The sequence below is a fragment of the Parabacteroides faecis genome (assembly GCF_014647375.1).
GTDB lineage: Bacteria > Bacteroidota > Bacteroidia > Bacteroidales > Tannerellaceae > Parabacteroides > Parabacteroides faecis.
The window spans coordinates 239,876-256,526 of the sequence record NZ_BMPB01000003.1 but is presented as its reverse complement, the minus strand read 5'-3'; the positions used below and the strand labels follow the sequence as shown (position 1 = coordinate 256,526).

The 16,651-nt window shown below is 43.0% G+C and carries 17 protein-coding genes; 2 read left to right on the top strand and 15 right to left on the bottom strand.

Translation table 11 applies throughout. The features are described 5' to 3' along the window. Positions 1 to 2 precede the first annotated feature (2 nt). From IEY67_RS05440 to IEY67_RS05400, 9 genes are all read right to left on the bottom strand, one after another. Positions 3 to 1,535, bottom strand: a complete 1,533-nt coding sequence (locus IEY67_RS05440; protein WP_221267767.1) for an aldolase catalytic domain-containing protein — start codon at positions 1,533 to 1,535, stop codon at positions 3 to 5. Positions 1,536 to 1,564: 29 nt separating this feature from the next. Next, positions 1,565 to 2,668 carry an MraY family glycosyltransferase gene (locus IEY67_RS05435; RefSeq protein WP_183669315.1) on the bottom strand — a complete coding sequence of 368 codons (1,104 nt, stop codon included), beginning with the start codon at positions 2,666 to 2,668 and terminating at the stop codon, positions 1,565 to 1,567. Between the two features lie 391 nt (positions 2,669 to 3,059). Continuing rightward, positions 3,060 to 3,734, bottom strand: a complete 675-nt coding sequence (locus IEY67_RS05430; protein WP_183669317.1) for a hypothetical protein — start codon at positions 3,732 to 3,734, stop codon at positions 3,060 to 3,062. Next, on the bottom strand, positions 3,715 to 4,545 hold the full coding sequence (locus tag IEY67_RS05425) for a metallophosphoesterase family protein (RefSeq protein ID WP_122374204.1): 831 nt from the start codon (positions 4,543 to 4,545) through the stop codon (positions 3,715 to 3,717). The genes IEY67_RS05430 and IEY67_RS05425 overlap by 20 nt, the downstream gene beginning before the upstream one ends. An 87-nt stretch (positions 4,546 to 4,632) precedes the next feature. Then, positions 4,633 to 5,355, bottom strand: coding sequence for an HAD family hydrolase (locus IEY67_RS05420; RefSeq protein ID WP_122355070.1), 723 nt, complete (start codon positions 5,353 to 5,355; stop codon positions 4,633 to 4,635). A 4-nt stretch (positions 5,356 to 5,359) separates the two neighbouring features. Then, positions 5,360 to 6,277: a CDP-alcohol phosphatidyltransferase family protein gene (locus IEY67_RS05415; RefSeq protein WP_122355030.1), complete on the bottom strand. Its 918-nt coding sequence runs from the start codon at positions 6,275 to 6,277 to the stop codon at positions 5,360 to 5,362. After that, entirely contained in the window at positions 6,277 to 7,134 is an 858-nt protein-coding gene (locus IEY67_RS05410) for an ATP-grasp domain-containing protein (RefSeq protein ID WP_183669319.1), read from the bottom strand. The genes IEY67_RS05415 and IEY67_RS05410 overlap by 1 nt, the downstream gene beginning before the upstream one ends. Positions 7,135 to 7,223: 89 nt before the next feature. Further along, entirely contained in the window at positions 7,224 to 7,925 is a 702-nt protein-coding gene (locus tag IEY67_RS05405; RefSeq protein ID WP_183669321.1) for a nucleotidyltransferase family protein, read from the bottom strand. 111 nt (positions 7,926 to 8,036) lie between these two features. Further along, positions 8,037 to 9,329, bottom strand: a complete 1,293-nt coding sequence (locus IEY67_RS05400) for an inositol-3-phosphate synthase (protein ID WP_122355024.1) — start codon at positions 9,327 to 9,329, stop codon at positions 8,037 to 8,039. A 434-nt stretch (positions 9,330 to 9,763) separates the two neighbouring features. On the opposite strand from IEY67_RS05400, the gene rbp reads away from it, so the two are divergent. Together rbp and lpxZ are read left to right on the top strand one after the other, a co-directional pair. After that, on the top strand, positions 9,764 to 10,009 hold the full coding sequence (rbp, locus tag IEY67_RS05395) for an RNA-binding regulator (RefSeq protein WP_122355022.1): 246 nt from the start codon (positions 9,764 to 9,766) through the stop codon (positions 10,007 to 10,009). Between the two features lie 103 nt (positions 10,010 to 10,112). Next, entirely contained in the window at positions 10,113 to 11,366 is a 1,254-nt protein-coding gene (gene lpxZ, locus IEY67_RS05390; protein ID WP_183669323.1) for an LpxZ family protein, read from the top strand. 27 nt (positions 11,367 to 11,393) lie between these two features. Here the strand turns inward: lpxZ and IEY67_RS05385 are convergent, their stop codons facing one another. The 6 genes from IEY67_RS05385 to IEY67_RS05360 all read right to left on the bottom strand — a co-directional run bounded on the left by IEY67_RS05385 (position 11,394) and on the right by IEY67_RS05360 (position 16,644). Continuing rightward, positions 11,394 to 11,768 carry a cyclic nucleotide-binding domain-containing protein gene (locus tag IEY67_RS05385; protein WP_183669325.1) on the bottom strand — a complete coding sequence of 125 codons (375 nt, stop codon included), beginning with the start codon at positions 11,766 to 11,768 and terminating at the stop codon, positions 11,394 to 11,396. A gap of 9 nt (positions 11,769 to 11,777) precedes the next feature. Further along, positions 11,778 to 12,803, bottom strand: a complete 1,026-nt coding sequence (locus IEY67_RS05380; protein ID WP_122355016.1) for an FAD:protein FMN transferase — start codon at positions 12,801 to 12,803, stop codon at positions 11,778 to 11,780. Positions 12,804 to 12,865: 62 nt separating this feature from the next. After that, positions 12,866 to 14,593, bottom strand: coding sequence for a dihydroxy-acid dehydratase (gene ilvD, locus IEY67_RS05375; RefSeq protein WP_183669327.1), 1,728 nt, complete (start codon positions 14,591 to 14,593; stop codon positions 12,866 to 12,868). Positions 14,594 to 14,605: 12 nt separating this feature from the next. Continuing rightward, on the bottom strand, positions 14,606 to 15,169 hold the full coding sequence (locus IEY67_RS05370; protein WP_122355011.1) for a manganese efflux pump MntP: 564 nt from the start codon (positions 15,167 to 15,169) through the stop codon (positions 14,606 to 14,608). 3 nt (positions 15,170 to 15,172) lie between these two features. After that, complete coding sequence (locus IEY67_RS05365) at positions 15,173 to 15,697, bottom strand: nitroreductase family protein (RefSeq protein WP_122355009.1); 525 nt, start codon at positions 15,695 to 15,697, stop codon at positions 15,173 to 15,175. After that, a complete protein-coding gene (locus tag IEY67_RS05360) occupies positions 15,694 to 16,644 on the bottom strand; it encodes a glycosyltransferase family 2 protein (RefSeq protein ID WP_122355007.1) in 951 nt (316 codons plus the stop codon). Before IEY67_RS05360 ends, IEY67_RS05365 begins: the two co-directional genes overlap by 4 nt. Positions 16,645 to 16,651 lie beyond the last annotated feature (7 nt).

Sequence of the window (16,651 nt, the reverse complement as noted above, 5' to 3'; positions counted from 1 at the left end):
GATTAAATATATTGATATACGGATCTGACTTCTATTTCTTTATATAATGAAGGAGTTAATGACATTATTTTTTTTCCTGTAGTTTGATAAAAATCTGTAAATAAATTTCTATTTTCATTAGTTAAAGCCATTTCTTTTTCTGATAAGACATTATCTGGATATCCATCATATCCTATCATGTACACTTCTTCTGCTTTTAATTCGAGAGCTGTTTGTAGGGCTATTGCAGTACATGAATCTAAATAGTTGTCCGTGAAACAGATTTTTTTTAATTCAAAAGTATTACTCTGAACAAACTCAGGAACATCAGTCCCCATTATTCTTGGATAAGGTGGAAGAATACATGTTCCATTAAAAGGATAGGCACTTAAATTTTTTGATAAACGTTTACCTTCTGTTCCTACTAAACAATAAAATTGTGGAACATTGATATTTTTATAATGGAATGCATATCTTGATGTTGCATGAATGATAGCTATTGAATGATTTTTTTCTATAAAGGCATTTATGCCTGCTAAGTGTGCTAGGCTATTTTTACCACCACCAATAATTAAAACTTTTTTGAAAATATTAGTTTTTAGTAATGGGTATTTTGCATTGTCTAATTTTTTTTCTCTTTTATTATCTAAAGCACGAACAATACTATTGAAAGAATATACCCTATTATTAACCCAATCCATGATATTTTTTTGAGGAAGTGAATTAATGCCAGAAAGCATATAGGGTAAATTTGTGCCCCATTCATATTTTTTATGTAATTCTTTGAAATTTGATATAACTTCTCCTAGTACATTAAAGTCAACTTCTATTCCTTTGCTTTTATTTAAATAAGTAAGGATAAGTTCCATTTTTAAATTTCCAGCCCCTCTTCCCATTCCTAAAATTGTAGCATCAATATAATCAATATCACAATCTATTGCGGTCAATGAATTTATTAATCCCAATTCTAAATTGTTGTGTCCATGAAAACCTATGGAACAATTTATTTCATTTTTAATTATGGATATAGTCTCACGAACTTCATAGGGGGTTATTCCTCCATAAGAATCTACCATGCAAAATAAATCTGCTATGCCATTTATATTTCTTAATTTTGGAATAAAATCATCATATTCTTTCCATCTTGACATGTACATAGTATTAAACCCGACTTCAAATCCCATTTTTTTTATTGATTCAGCCAGTTGTACTGCGCGATCAAAATTTTCTGGGTCAACAGCCAGTCTAATCATATTAATGAATTCTTTTATTGGACTTAGAAGCTTCTTTAAATCTATTTGATTTACATTTTTCTCATTTAGCATAATTGCTAATTTTTTTTTTGATTTTTTTCGTAAATCCTCTAATTCAAAGATAGGACAATAGCCATATTTACCTAAATATTCTTTAGAAGGATTATTTCGATATCCTATTTCTAGGTATTCTATAGGTAAAATATTTGTAGCTTCTATATATGTATTAACAAGATCCTTATCAAAATCCCAATTGGTATAATAACCACCATCTCTTAGCGTACAATCGAGTAATTTTATCATTTTGAATTTATTTTTTTGAATCTTAAAAATTAATTATTTGTATTTTTTATATTTCGAATTTTGTCAAACCACATATTTAATCCGGTCCAAATTGAAATATCCGTGAAAAATAATATGTTATTGTTTACATATGGCATTAATAAAATATTTGTAATACTGAATCCTGCAGCCATTACTAATATTAAAATCATACTTTTGCGTGGGCTCAATCCCATGGCTAAGAATTTGTGATGAATGTGGTTTTTATCTGGCTGAAATAGATTTTTCTGAGTTCGTGCACGGAGTAACACTACACGAATTACGTCAAACATCGGAATAATTAAAGTAGAAAAAGCTACAATAATTGCTCCTTCTGAATAAGGTGCGACTTGAGGATTATATGAAGCATATCGTATGGCAAGGAATGCAAGAATATAACCAAGTGTCAGGCTCCCGGTATCACCCATAAATATCTTTTTACAGCGATCTACTTTTCCAAATACATTATAATAAAAGAAAGGAAGCAATACTCCAAGAGTGGAGAACGCAAGTGTAGCGTATATCCATTGACTATAATAAACGTATATGCTACCCAGAGTTAACAGCGATATACTGCTGAGTCCTGAGGCTAATCCGTCGATGCCATCGATCAGGTTGATTGCATTGACGATAAATACAGTTAATAGGATTGTAAAAGGGATTCCCAGCCAGGGGGTAAGTTCGTTAATGCCGAAGATACCGTATAAGTTGTTGATCCATAAGCCGGATAGGGGAATGAGGCTGGCGGCTATGATCTGTATGACGAATTTACTTCTATAGCGTAGTCCTACTAGGTCGTCTTTTATACCTGATAAATACAATAACGTCAGGCCACAGGCCATGAAATAAAATTCGGGAATTATGAAATGTAGACTCTCTGAAGGGATTTCATAACCGATTAAATAACGAAGACCGGTCGTGAAACAGAGGGCAAAGAGGATAGTGGGGACAAAAGTGATACCGCCTAAACGGGGAATTATGCCACTATGGACTTTCCGTTCATCAGGTATGTCAAATAACTTTTTTCGGAATGCTACTACCAGAACACGCGGAATTATCAGTGCTGATAGGAATATTGATATAAGTAAGGATATAGCTATAAGTAGGTAAGCCATTATTTAATACTAGTTGTTTTTATACGACAAAGTTCGTCAGTCCCAGAGGTAGGGTGACGAAATAGTGACTAGCCAAAATGATCGTTTTTTCTAGTCACTATTTTGTTCGCTTTAACAATTAGGATTATTTTTATGGATCTTTTGATTATTAGAATCTTACTACTTTTTCTTTGTTGCAGATATAAATAAAATGTATACCTTTGCTGTGACTAAAAAAAACGATCGTTTTTTTTAGTCACTACTTTGTATCTTATATCTATGTGATATAGCTGTTTATCTATTAAAATGAATACTGAGTGTCGTTACAGTTTTGCGGTTTTTCGGAGAGTGTGATTATGTGTTAAATATTACAATAAGGAGCCGCTTTTTTATATATATTAAAAACTTCTTTTTACAGTATCTGAAATTTTAACCCAAACGATAAACTTAAAAAATCTTTCGGCTTTAGATATTTGTTCCCGATTTTGTTCAATATGTATAGGTCGCATGAGCTGAGTTCATAAAATAACGTGACAGATTTATGCCAGCGTCCCGGATTATTGAACTTGAAAGTGACACGTTCGCCCAAAAAGATATGGGTTCGTATCCGGGTTGAAAAAAAATAATATCCTTCGGGATATTTGTCCGGGCTATGGACCCAAAACTGCCTGTTGAGCAGAGTGTTTATGTATAGTCCTGTTGTTAACGGTTCGAAATCGATGTTTTTGTGCAATGGGACTCTCCAGGGGATATAATTTTGCTTTAATGTAAATGTAGCCATGGCATGACGCTTTTTGGCACTTTCTGCTTTCAGGTTACGGGTGGTTTTGGGGACAAAGCCGAATAAAAGGTCTGTTTCCCAATGATGGCGGTAATAGTTCCAGCCGACTCCGAAGGAAAACATTCCCATCGATCCGGCAAATTGTATTTTGCTGTATCGGGGAATCAGATGATCCCATAATGACGTGTATCTTTCTATGCGTTTTTCATACCCTGTTATTGCCGGAATACTGTCCTGAGCTGTTGTGTAAAATGATAAAAGTATGAATATGAGTAGTAAGGATGTTTTAAAATTTAATGATTTCATAGGAGTAGCTATCTGGTGTTACGGTAAAGAGTAAATAGGTACGTTTGCCGATATTGTCGCAGCAATAATAAATAATCCCGTCGTTGAATAACTCGCGGGCGGCAAAGTTATGATCATGGGCATGCAGGCAAAAAAGAGGGTTGGGGAATTCCCGAATCTTTTCCTGGAAGATATCTGCCACATTATTATTGAATTGCTCGCTTCCGGGTGGGACATGCATGACAAAGATCGTACATTTATCATCTTCCGTTGTACTGTTCAGTTCGCTCTTTATAAAGGAAAAATCAGGTACGGGGATAGAGTAATCGTATTCGAGGGCATTCGTATTCAGGCAGATGAAACGAAATGCGGCTCCTCCGCCATAACTATGTGAAGGTCCGACCCGGAACGAAAAGTTTTTGGGACCGTACATGTCTTCGTATACCAGTTCCCCGTTACCAATAATATCATGATTACCGATCAGGGCGACATAAGGCATTTTCAGTTTGGACAGGATCGAATGTTGCCAGATATATTCTTTCTTAATACCGAAATCGGTCAGGTCTCCTCCATGAATGACAAAATCGATGGAATCTTGTTGATTGATATGCTTCACGAAATCGTTTGTTTCGTCCAACCAGCGTTGTGTGTCGCCTGTAAAGGCAAAACGAATGGTGTCTTTATTTTGGCAGGTATTCTGTATCTTAAAGATATTCGTTTCATTAATATCTTTATCTTCTTTGTACGATATTCTTCCGTCGTACGGATGGTAGTCTATCAGATCGCATGAGGTGAGTAGAACGAATAGTAAAAAAACACATCTTTTCAACATAATAAAGCCCTATCTTTTTTATATGCAAAGATAGGGCGGCTTTTATTTTCTGAAAGGTTCTTATTGAACCATTGATGGTCAAAATGTCTACAGGGCGAAAGCCTTTTCCAGCTCAGGGAAATCCGTAATAACGAGATCAGCAGTTTCATTTCCTTCGTAATCGCTCCAGCCGATGCTTTTCAACCAGATTGTTTGGCATCCGATAGTAGTGGCCGGGACAATATCTTTGTCGTAGGAATCGCCGATAACGACGATCTCTTCAGCAGGAAGCGATAACTCTTTTACTCCTAATCCGAATATGGCAGGATCGGGTTTGCGGATACCGACTACGGCCGATTCGACAATCGACTGGAAATAGCTGTCCAGATGGAAGTCCTTCAGGACCGATTCGATGTTTCCGTAGAAATTGGATACCAGTACCAGCGGGTATTTCTGCGATAAAGCCTCGAGTATGGGACGGGCTGTGTCGATGGATTTACGTGCATACGCGTAACACCAGTCGGCAAGCCGTTGTTTTAATCCGGATGTTGCGTATGCTTCCGGGATAAAATCACCTGCTTTGAGCCATTCGATCTGTATGTCTGTTTTCAGGCGCAGCATGTCGAGGAAAGTATGATGGGGTTTTACGATCGGATTTTTACCTAACGTCCGTTCGCCGTGCACATAAGCATTCCGGAAAGTTTCTTTACTGACCGGAACTTCCTCTGCCTGGTAAGCCATCCAGATCACTTCGGCCCAGTGCATGCCATTGCTGTCGATGGTGCCGCCGTAATCGAATATGATTCCTTTTATCTTGTCTGGTTCGAACATATATTTATGATTTTGATTCAAGCTCTTTGGTGAATGCGGTACATATATGTTCGTGTTTGACGATCATATATGCCAGCATAATATTCAATACTGTCATTTCAAATACGAAATACAACCACGGCATGTCGATGAACAGACTGACAAATAGGGCAATGACACGCGTGTTGAAAGATAGCATATTGGTGTATTTCATCAACGGCAGACTTTTTTCACGGAAGGCTTTACGGAACCATTCCGGCGCTTCGTCGTGATATTTGGTGCGGATTATGTGCATCATTTTCTGAAACCTGGGCGACAGCGATTCCTGTCCGACCGTATAGTTGATATAAAATGTTTCAAAAAGTTTGTAGATGAAATCCTTTTTCCAGCTCATGGTCTTGTATTTCTCTTTCAGGGCAGGAGAGTGGGAGAGTTCGCTGCCTGCCTTTCCTTTCAGGAAGAGCAGGTGGATGTTCCGGTAATAATCTGCCATAGCAGCCTGTTTACTGTGGAAAAATCCGGTGATGGCTGCAAATATCCAGATCCAGATGCCCCATTCCGGTGTCAGGCGAAGGCAGATAGCTGCGTAGATGGCTATAAACCAACAGTCTCCGGCTGTCCCGTCCAGGATACGTCCAAGAGGTGTTTTTTTACCGGTCATACGTGCCAGCTGACCGTCGGCACTGTCGTATGAGTTTGCCCAGATCAGCAGCAGCATACCTATTATATTAATAGTCAGGCTCTGGTAATAGAAGCAGATACCGGCGGCGATGCCGATGAATATGCTGGCGACCGTGATCGCATTGGGAGATACTCCCAGTTTATTGAAGAATAACGCCCAACGGTAACCGATCGGGCGATAGAAATGGATATCGATGAACTCTTCGGTATCCAGGGATTTGAGTGTGGACTCTATATCAGGTTTCTTTGTTGTCTCTTCCATTATTTGCTGATTAAATTATAGATACGGCGGGCAATGTGGGGGGCAGCCTCGTCACGGCAAGGGGCAAAGCTGGGCCAGTCGTTAAAATCGATCAGACGGATCGAACCGTCTTCGGATATAATGCAGTCGCCTCCGTAAATATGTATATTCAGTACTTCCGCAGCCTGGCTACAAAGCTGCTGCAGCTTTGGCTTGTCAAACGGAATGCCTTTGGCTGTTCCGTTTATTTGTTCTAAACCGAACTTGCTGTGATGCTGGTTAGACGGATAGAACCAATAAAAGAAATCTGTTCCCGTCACGCCGTAAAATTTGACCAGGTCGCCGACCAGGTGTTCGTTGATCACGGCTGTTTTGATTCCGCGGATCGCGTATTCTTTCAGGATCGTTTTGGCTTCTTCCGGATTTCTGACGTAAGTGACGTCTTCCCGGTGGATGGCATGAAAGTCACCCCGTTTGATCCAGCTGTTGAAAAATCCCGCTTCTTCAATGGCGGCAGTCGGATCTTCGTCGGTCGGAAGGATCAGGCTGGCAGGATGTGAGATGTTGTTCGACATTAACAGGCGGGTCATTTTCTCACGTGTACAGTTCTCAATTCCATAACCGGAGTTGATAACCGTATAGCCCCGGTCTTCCATTTGCTGGAGTTTATGGATAGAGGTCCAGTTCCTTACCATATTGAAAATGGCTGATTCCTGGAAATGACGGACTATCAGGTCTGATTCTATGTATTCGTTTACTTCACATCCCAGATCGCGCAGGTGCTGAACGGTCAGGGCAAAGATGGCGGCATCGTTCCCGATATGATTGGGGGAAAACTGATTTTCCCGACGAATACCTGCTATAGTTAGTTTGCTCATTACTTTTTTAGTTGACAGTTGATAGTTGACAGATGACAGATGACAAGTGAGAGTTACCGAACGAACTGTCAATTGTCACTTGTCAACTGTTAACTGTTTAAAAACTCTTCGGCTTTTTGGATATCTTCTGCATGGTCTACGTCTACGATCTTGCTGAAAGGATATGCCTTTAGCTTTAATCCTTCGGCTATCAGTTGGCGCTGGTAATTGCGCATGCGCGACATGCCTTGTTCAATGGCATTGTTCAGCACTTTCAATCCGGAACGCCGCAGGCAATAGATGCCGCCGGATATGTAGGTGCATGCCGGTTCTCCCTGTTTGTCCAGAAAGCCGCGGATCGTTAGATCTTCATCGGTATCTACGTATAACGGCTTTTCGTCGTCGATGAAATCCGTTACAGCCATCAAACCGTCCAGTTGGTTGTCTTTCAGGAATTCACGGATATATCCGCCGAATTCTTCTTCCCTGAAAATGGTATCGACGGTAGTCAGGCAGACGCTATCGCTGTCCAGATAGTGACTTAGCTCGTAAAAGCTGTGCATGGAACTGGGCGTGGACTTTACCAGCAGGTAAAAGGGAACGGGTAGTTCCATCTTACGCAGGTGTTCCTGTACTTCCGTCATTTCTTCATTGACGATAATACTGATAGACGATGCGTCGTTTTTCAGAAAAACATCGATCAACCGGTCTATTAATGTCGTACCGTTCAGTTGTACCAGTGGTTTGGGGCATTTTACTCCTTCTTGCACCAGCCGGGAACCCTCGCCTGCCGCAATGATTGCATAATCCATATTTTATCAGAAACTATTTGAATAAAGATGATTGATATATGAAAAAGAATTTCTTCTATCCGTGGAAAAACTTTTTGAACGGATAGAAGAAATCTTTCTTATATGTGTGTATCAATCCAGATAGCTAGGTGCTTTTTCTCCGATCATATCACGCAAGGTCTGTTTAACCATTCTCCACTGCTGGAACAGGTCGTGAACAGGCTGGTGTTCGAAGTCGTGCATCGGGCTCTTGCAGAAGAATGACAGCCAGGTCTGGATACCAGACATGCCGGCACGCATGGCAAGATCGCTGAACAATACCAGGTCGAGGGCGATAGGAGCAGCGAGGATGGAGTCGCGGCAAAGGAAGTTTACCTTGATTTCCATCGGGTAACCCATCCATCCGAAAATATCGATGTTATCCCATGCTTCTTTGTTGTCTTTACGGGGCGGGTAGTAGTTGATACGTACCTTATGATATACGTCACCGTACAGATCCGGATATTTTTCAGGTTCGAAGATGTTGTCGATCACTGACAGTTTACTTACTTCTTTTGTCTTGAAGTTTGCAGGATCATCCAATACTTCACCGTCGCGGTTTCCTAAGATGTTGGTAGAGAACCAGCCGCTTACACCCAGCATACGTGTTTTGAACATCGGAGCCAGTACGGTCTTCATCAGTGTCTGTCCGCTCTTGAAGTCCTTACCGGAGATAGGGACATTCATCTGTTTGGAGAATTCCCACATAGCAGGTGTATCTACGCACAGGTTAGGAGCACCCATGATAAACGGAGCACCTTCTGCAATGGCTGCGTAAGCATAACACATACTCGGAGAAACAGCCTCGGTGTTGTTTTCCTTCATGGCTTTCTCCAATGCGGCAAGCGACATGTGTTCTTCTGACAGCGGAATGTAGATTTCCGTACTTGCTGCCCACAGAACTGCCATACGTTCGCAGTTATTTGCGGCTTTGAAGTCGCGGATATCCTGGCGCAGTTGTTCTACCATTTCCCAACGGGTCGCCGCTTTTTTAATGTGCGTTCCGTTTAAGCGTTTTGCCCAATTGTGATCGAATGCAGCCGGCATCGGTTTGATAGCCTGCAATTCTTCTTTCACGTTGTTCAGGTCTTTTTCTTTCAATACTTCTGCATACATGGCAGCCTCGTATGCATTATCGGGGAATATATCCCAACCGCCGAATACAATATCGTTCAGATCAGCCAAAGGCACGATGTCTTTGATTGCTTTCTCTTCTCCGTTCTCCAAACGCATAGTCGCCATCTGCGCGATCGAGCCGATTGGTTTTGCTACCCCCTTACGAGCAGCCAGAGTACCTGTAATCATGGTGGTTGATACTGCTCCACCTACACCCACAACGAGAATGCCAAGTTTACCTTTAGCTTCTTTTACTTCGATTTTTTCCATGTCAATTTAAGTTCAAAAAATAATTGTGCAAATTTAGCCCTTCTTAATCGGATTAAAAAGGAAAAATATGCGATATAATTGGTCAAAAATACTATAATTTTCAATAACTCGCCAATGTTGAAGGCAAATGGTTACCGTTTTTAGTTCTAAAGGCTTGTTTTTTGAGCCTTCTGCACGATGAAAAAATATTTCCTCCCTTGGTTATTTGTTACAAAAATATAAAAAGAGATTCGATTGACAAATAATTTAGGTGAATATAGTTGGTTATCGAATAAAAATACTTTCCTTTGCGACGTGTAAACAACATAGTTTTCAGAAATAGTTCTTTTATCTCAGATGTAATATTCAACAATGAATTTATTTTGTAGTAATCGACCTTTCCAAGATTATTTGTTACAAGTTTTTTTTATTAATTATTTTATATTATTTTTTGTATGAATATTTACATTGGTAACCTGAACTATCGGGTTAGAGAATCTGACTTACAGCAGGTTTTGGAAGAGTATGGCGTTGTAGAATCAGTTAAGTTGATCATCGATCGCGACACAAACAGATCTAAAGGTTTTGCATTCGCTGAATTCACAAACGAAAATGAAGGCAGAAATGCAATCAACGAACTGAACGGCGCAGAATACGAAGGTCGTCAGATGGTTGTTAAAGAAGCTACTCCGAGACGTTGAGATAGTTTTGACAAATAGCATAGGAAGGGATATGGAAGTTAAACTCCATGTCCCTTTTTTTATTGACGATTATTTCTTACGTTTGCTGCAAATTTTAAAATAGATGAAAACTCTTCTTATGAAACCTGCCCGCCTTCTTTTATCGGGCGTATGTCTCTTGATTATAAATCTGTTTATCATATCTCCGGTCCGTGCACAGATACCCGACCTGGTCTTTAAGTCGGACCATCGTATCGATCCGGAAAAGAAAGGACAGTTGCTTGTCGAGGTGGACAATATTAGTTTTTTTAAAGATAATGAATATTCTGGTTCTATTATGAAGGGATATTCGTTGCCGGGCTTCTGGTTACAGCCGAAAGCTGTCTTTTATCCTTTGAGTAATATTAAACTGGAGTTGGGCGTACATATGTTACGTTATTGGGGTGCCAAAAAATATCCGGCTTTGGCATATCAGGATATTGCCAGATGGAAAGGCGACCAGTTTCAGCATGGTTTTCATGTGCTTCCTTTTTTTCGTGCGCAGATAGCTTTGTCTGATCATGTGAATATCGTTCTCGGAGATATTTATGGCGGGGCTAATCATAATTTGATTGAACCCTTGTATAATCCGGAGCTGAACCTGACGGCTGATCCGGAAGCGGGGTTGCAGTTATTATATGATTCACGCCGGTTCGATCTGGATGTGTGGGTGAATTGGGAGAGTTTTATTTTCCGTGACGATACGCATCAGGAGGCATTTACCGTGGGGTTGTCGGGACGTTATAAGCTGAATGATCCGGATGCCCACTTTCATTTTTATGCGCCGGTGCAAGGGTTGGCCCAGCATCGGGGAGGGGAGATCGATACGATCTTTACCAATTCGGTACAGACGCTGATGAATGGTTCGGTGGGTGTAGGGACAGTCTGGAATACGGGAAATCGGGTTTTCCGGAGCGTGAACCTGGAGTTTGACGTGACGGGCTATTATCAGCAGGCCGGAAAGTTATGGCCTTATGGTAGTGGTTCCGGTTTTTATGCCCGGGCTTCCGCGGATATTTATGATTTCCGGGTGAAAGCATCTTACTGGAACAGTAATAAGTTCATATCGATGTTTGGAAGTCCGTTTTACGGGGCGGTGTCGACTTCGAAAGAAGGGGTTTCTTTTGACGGACAGAATATGGTTTATTTAGGACTGGAATATTCCAGGAGTTTCGGAAAGGGATTTTCTTTGGGAGTAGATGTGGATGTGTATCAGCATTTGTCGGTGAATAAGTTCGGTCCGGCTGCCGGTGAGGTCGGGAAATCCGGTAGTGCGACCAGCTTCTCTGCCGGTGTTTACCTCCGGATCAATCCGTCGTTCCTCATTAAGCGTTTCTGATCGGAAACATAGAAAGTAAATAAAGGTCTAATTTAAATTAGACCTTTTTTCTTTCTGATAGGATTCAAGCAGGAAAATCGTTTTTGCTAATGATGGAAAAGTGGGTAGAACCACCGGACGTTCCGGGTTCCATTCCGGGTCTTCCGTGATCATTGTCGATAATGTTCCTGCATGCATAAGTACCGTTTGTACATCTGTGATAGCCGTTACGATATGACGTTTTTCTGCCGGTAACAGGACGAAATAACCTTCATTGACTTCTACTACCGGCGTTGCTATCGAACAAATAAGAAGTTTTCCTGCTGTGACAAAAAGTAATATGTTTCCCATTTGTTCTGTGTCATATACTACTTCACCGGCTTTTACTTCTTTACACTCAAATTGATTAATAAAATTCTTCATAAAAAATTGCTACTCGCTCAGTAGTGCTTCGATCTTCCTGTTCGGAAGGAATTGGAGCATACCGGTAGAGTATTCTATCTGATGTTTACCGTTTTCGTCGGTGTAGATAACATAGTATTCGATTCCGGGGATATTCTTTGCGGCTTCGCGGGCTTTTTCGAGGCCCATAGCCATGAATGCTGTGGCATAAGCGTCTGCGGTGATACAGTCGTCTGCAACAATCGTCGCACTTAATATGCTTTGTTCGGATGGATAGCCCGTACGCGGATCGATGGTATGGGCATATTTCTTACCGTCTTTGATATAATAGTTACGATAGTTGCCGGAGGTAGCTACGCCTCCTTTTTTGCATAATTCGACCACTTCGCCGACATCGTTCTTTATTCCTGTCGAATCGTCTTCAGGTTTGTTTATGCCTATACGCCAGCATTTTCCGTTCTGGTTGACACCTTTCATCGTGACTTCGCCTCCGATTTCGACCATGTAATTTTCGACTCCTTCCCGTTCGAGTAGGCGTGCTATCACGTCGCTGGCATATCCCTTGGCAATGGCGGAGCAGTTCAGCAGGATACGGGGATCGTCTTTTATTACTTTCCGTCCGTCGAGCCTGACTTTCTGATAACCGACAAATTGTTTGATGCTGTCGATCATCTGAGGGGTTACGCTGTCCATTTTGCTGAAACCGAATCCCCACAGGTTGACGAGCGGGGCGCAGGTTATGTCGAAGACTCCTTCCGAATGATCGGATACTTCCTTGGCTTTGTTGAATACCTCGATGAACCAGTCGTCTGCTTCGACAGGTTCGTTCTGGTTCACTTTCGATATGATTGAGTTCGGATTGAACGGGTTCAGAGAAAGATTGAATTTCTGAAGTTCGGCATCGATCTTTTCAGTCAATAATTCAGAACCTTCATATTTGATATGATAGATTGTATGGAAAACGGAACCACTTTCTTCAAAATATTGTTTCTGTTTTGTACAGGCTGTGAAAATGAGTATCCATAAGCTGAGCACCAGGTAAATCTTCTTGTACATCTCTTTAAATTTTAGCGCTGCAAAGATACTAAAATTTATTGTAATTCAACCAAGGTCAATGGTTAAGCCTTTCTGTTTTCCATATAGGCCCCTTTCATGGGAGACGCACAATTGTGTGTGAAAATGTCCAGGATGCCGTTCGTATGGCGGGATGCGGGTTGTATCCATCGCTTCCGGCGTTCTGACAAGATGCGTTCTGTTTCTTCCGGGAGCAGTTGCTGTCCGTTTGTTCCGATGATGTCGAGCTTGCGGGCCGGGATGTCGATACGGATCAGGTCGTTGTCTTCCACCAGGGCGATAGGGCCACCCTCGTAGGCTTCCGGTGAGACGTGGCCGATGGCGGGACCACGGGTGGCTCCGGAAAAACGTCCGTCGGTAATGAGGGCGATGCTTTCCGCGAGTTCGGGATCGGAGGCGATTGCTTCCGTCGTGTAGAACATTTCAGGCATACCGCTGCCTTTCGGACCCTCGTAGCGGATAAATACGGCATCTCCCGGGTGGATATCTTTTTGTAATACGGCTTGCAATGCTTCCTCTTCGCTGTTGAATACACGGGCTGTCAATGTTGCCTGCATCAGGTTGGGAGAGATGGCGGCGTGTTTGACAACGGCTCCTTCCGGGGCGAGATTGCCTTTTAATATGGCAATGGCTCCTTGTTTCCGGATCGGGGTTTCAAAAGATTTGATAATATCTCCGGATTTTACTCCAAGCGGGGATAGGTATTTGTTGCATCCTTCGTAGAAGCCGTTTCTTTGCAGGGTTTCGAGGTTTTCTCCGAGGCATTTGCCGGTGACTGTCCGGACATCCAGGTTTAGTACGCCTTTTAGTTGTTCCATAATGGCAGGAACGCCGCCGGCATACCAGAAGTATTCGCCCGGCCAGAATCCGCTCGGACGGATATTCAGCAGGAATGGGATCTGCCGGTGTATTTCATCGAACAGTTCTGCCGGAAGTTCGATGCCTAGTTCGTGAGCGATGGCAGGCAGATGCAGCAGGCTATTGCTGGAACCGGCGATGGCGGCATGTACCATGATCGCATTCCTGAAAGCATCGATCGTCAGGATGTCGGATGGCGCTAATTCTTCTTTAGCCAATTCGACGGAACGTTGGCCGGCATAGCGGGATATCTCTTTTAAATAATGTATATGAGTCGGGATCAAAGCTGAACCGGGGAGCGCGATGCCTAGTGCTTCAGCCATGACCTGCATGGTGGAAGCCGTTCCCATGAATGAGCAGGCCCCGCAAGTAGGGCAAGCCTCTTTTTTGTAGGTGAAGAATTGTTCTTCGGTAATCTCTTTCCGTTCATATTGGGCACTGTACGTTCCGATCTGTTCCAATGTCAGCAGATTGGGACCGGCTTTCATAATGCCTCCCGGTATGAGAAGGGCCGGCATATTCAGGCGGGCGATTGCCATCAGGTGAGCCGGGACCGATTTATCGCAACTGGTGATGAAAACGCCTGCATCGAAAGGAGTTGCTTTGACGTGTATCTCCATCATGGCTGCCATCAGGTCGCGCGATACGAGTGAGTAGTTCATTCCGTCATGGCCTTGTGCTTCACCGTCACAAATGTCAGTAACATAGTAATTGGCAGCCCGTCCTCCGGCGTCGTTGATTCCTTTTCCGGCTTCTTCCACCAGTTTGTTCAGATGGGCGCTTCCGGGATGGCTGTGCCCGTAGCTGCTTTCAACGATGATCTGTGGTTTGCTCAGGTCTTCGATGCTCCAGCCACTGCCGAGGCGAAGCGAGTCGAGTTCCGGTGCCAGCTTACGTAATTCCTGACTTTTCATATATTTCCTTTATTAGCTTAAGAACAAGTGTTCTATTAGTATTTTTGCTCCGATACCTATCAGGATCAGTCCGCCGAGCAGATCGAGTTTCAGGTCTACTTTCCGTCCGAAGCGGCTTCCGAAATAAACGCCGAAGGCCGACATCAGGAAAGTGACGATACCGATCAGGGATGCCTGGATAACGATATCCGATTTCAGGATTGCCAACGAGATACCGATAGCCAGCGCATCGATACTGGTGGCTATGGATAGTCCGAACAATGTTTTGTTGCAGAGCGGATTCGTTTTGCAATCCTCATCTTCCTCCTGGGTGCTGTCGTAAATCATCTTGCCGCCCAGGTAAAGCAACAGGACAAATGCGATCCAGTGGTCGAAGGCTGTAATGTATTTCTGGAATCCGACGCCAGCCAAATAGCCTAAAACCGTCATTGTGGCTTGTGTGATACCCATAAAAGAGCCGATCTTAACCATATTACAAACGGTGCAGTTCCGGATGACGGCACCGCCGGTTACAGACACGGCTAAACTGTCCATCGATAATCCGATGGCTAGTAACACTATTTCTATAATTGACATAAATTAAAATGTTTCCCTTTTGCTAACCTCGTCCGTCGCTTTCCTTTTCTTCGGAGTCTTAGCGAACAGATCCGGGTTTTCGGGGTAACCTATCGCCAGGATTACCACCGGTTCTACCGTTTCCGGCAGATTGAAATGTTTCCGGCACAGGGCCGTATCGAAATTACAAACCCAGCAACTTCCCAAACCTTGTTCGGCAGCTGCCAGGCAGATATGTTCCGTAGCAATAGCTACGTCGATGTCCATGTGATCTTTACCGTCGGATTGCCGTTTCCACGACTGGCTGTGGTCTCCGCAAACCAGTATCAGCAACGGGGCCTGTTTGAACCATTCCCGCGGATAGCATTCCTGGAGTTTGCGGCGTCCCTCGTCTTCCTTTACCACCAGAAAATACCAGGGTTGGAAATTAACAGCCGAAGGGGCCAGGCGTGCTGCTTCCAGAAGGTAGTCTATTTTTTCCTCTTCCACCGCAGTGGGTGCATATTGGCGGATCGAACAGCGTTTCTGTATCAGCTCAAGTGTATTCATATTTCTGATTCTATCTTATAGTTGTTTCTGTTGGGCGAGTTCCTCGAGATCAGTTCACCGATAAATCCAGCCAGGAACATTTGTGTTCCGAGGATCATCGCGGTAAGCGAGATATAGAAATACGGGGAATTGGTCACCAAAGGACGCAGGTCGCCGGAGAACATAGAGATCAGCTTCATGGTTAACACGAAGACCAGGGCGATAAAGCCGATGAAGAACATCACGCTACCCCATAGTCCGAAGAAGTGCATCGGCTTCTTTCCGAATTTGGAAGTGAACCATAGTGTGATCAGGTCGAGATAGCCATTCACGAAGCGGTTCAGCCCGAATTTGGTGGTCCCGTATTTGCGTGCCTGGTGTTGTACGACTTTTTCACCGATCTTGTGGAATCCGGCTATCTTAGCCAGATAGGGGATATAACGGTGCATATCGTTATACACTTCGATATTTTTAATCACGACACTTTTGTAGGCTTTCAGTCCGCAGTTGAAGTCGTGCAGGTTGTCGATCCCGGAAAATTTGCGGGCTGTAGCATTGAACAGTTTGGTCGGGAGTGTCTTCGACAGCGGGTCATACCGTTTCTTTTTCCATCCGGAGACAAGATCGTATCCGTCTTCCTTAATCATACGGTACAGTTCAGGTATTTCATCCGGGCTGTCCTGCAGATCGGCATCCATTGTGATGACGACATCGCCTTTTGCCCGTTGGAAACCGCAATGCAATCCGGGGGATTTACCGTAATTCCGGCGGAACTTGATGGCTTTGATGCATGAGTTCTTTTGTTGTAACTCCTGGATCACTTCCCATGAATTGTCCGTGCTGCCGTCGTTTACAAATATTATTTCGTAAGTAAAGTTATGTTCTTTCATCACCCGCTCTATCCATGCTTCCAATTCGGGTAGAGACTCGGCTTCGTTGTACAACGGAATAACTACTGATATGTCCATTATTTGT

Excerpts from the sequence above, each read along its gene's own strand:
- IEY67_RS05440 (WP_221267767.1), bottom strand. The coding sequence starts at position 1,535 with ATGATAAAATTACTCGATTGTACGCTAAGAGATGGTGGTTATTATACC.
- IEY67_RS05435 (WP_183669315.1), bottom strand. The coding sequence starts at position 2,668 with ATGGCTTACCTACTTATAGCTATATCCTTACTTATATCAATATTCCTA.
- IEY67_RS05430 (WP_183669317.1), bottom strand. The coding sequence starts at position 3,734 with ATGAAATCATTAAATTTTAAAACATCCTTACTACTCATATTCATACTT.
- IEY67_RS05425 (WP_122374204.1), bottom strand. The coding sequence starts at position 4,545 with ATGTTGAAAAGATGTGTTTTTTTACTATTCGTTCTACTCACCTCATGC.
- IEY67_RS05420 (WP_122355070.1), bottom strand. The coding sequence starts at position 5,355 with ATGTTCGAACCAGACAAGATAAAAGGAATCATATTCGATTACGGCGGC.
- IEY67_RS05415 (WP_122355030.1), bottom strand. The coding sequence starts at position 6,277 with ATGGAAGAGACAACAAAGAAACCTGATATAGAGTCCACACTCAAATCC.
- IEY67_RS05410 (WP_183669319.1), bottom strand. The coding sequence starts at position 7,134 with ATGAGCAAACTAACTATAGCAGGTATTCGTCGGGAAAATCAGTTTTCC.
- IEY67_RS05405 (WP_183669321.1), bottom strand. The coding sequence starts at position 7,925 with ATGGATTATGCAATCATTGCGGCAGGCGAGGGTTCCCGGCTGGTGCAA.
- IEY67_RS05400 (WP_122355024.1), bottom strand. The coding sequence starts at position 9,329 with ATGGAAAAAATCGAAGTAAAAGAAGCTAAAGGTAAACTTGGCATTCTC.
- rbp (WP_122355022.1), top strand. The coding sequence starts at position 9,764 with ATGAATATTTACATTGGTAACCTGAACTATCGGGTTAGAGAATCTGAC.
- lpxZ (WP_183669323.1), top strand. The coding sequence starts at position 10,113 with ATGAAAACTCTTCTTATGAAACCTGCCCGCCTTCTTTTATCGGGCGTA.
- IEY67_RS05385 (WP_183669325.1), bottom strand. The coding sequence starts at position 11,768 with ATGAAGAATTTTATTAATCAATTTGAGTGTAAAGAAGTAAAAGCCGGT.
- IEY67_RS05380 (WP_122355016.1), bottom strand. The coding sequence starts at position 12,803 with ATGTACAAGAAGATTTACCTGGTGCTCAGCTTATGGATACTCATTTTC.
- ilvD (WP_183669327.1), bottom strand. The coding sequence starts at position 14,593 with ATGAAAAGTCAGGAATTACGTAAGCTGGCACCGGAACTCGACTCGCTT.
- IEY67_RS05370 (WP_122355011.1), bottom strand. The coding sequence starts at position 15,169 with ATGTCAATTATAGAAATAGTGTTACTAGCCATCGGATTATCGATGGAC.
- IEY67_RS05365 (WP_122355009.1), bottom strand. The coding sequence starts at position 15,697 with ATGAATACACTTGAGCTGATACAGAAACGCTGTTCGATCCGCCAATAT.
- IEY67_RS05360 (WP_122355007.1), bottom strand. The coding sequence starts at position 16,644 with ATGGACATATCAGTAGTTATTCCGTTGTACAACGAAGCCGAGTCTCTA.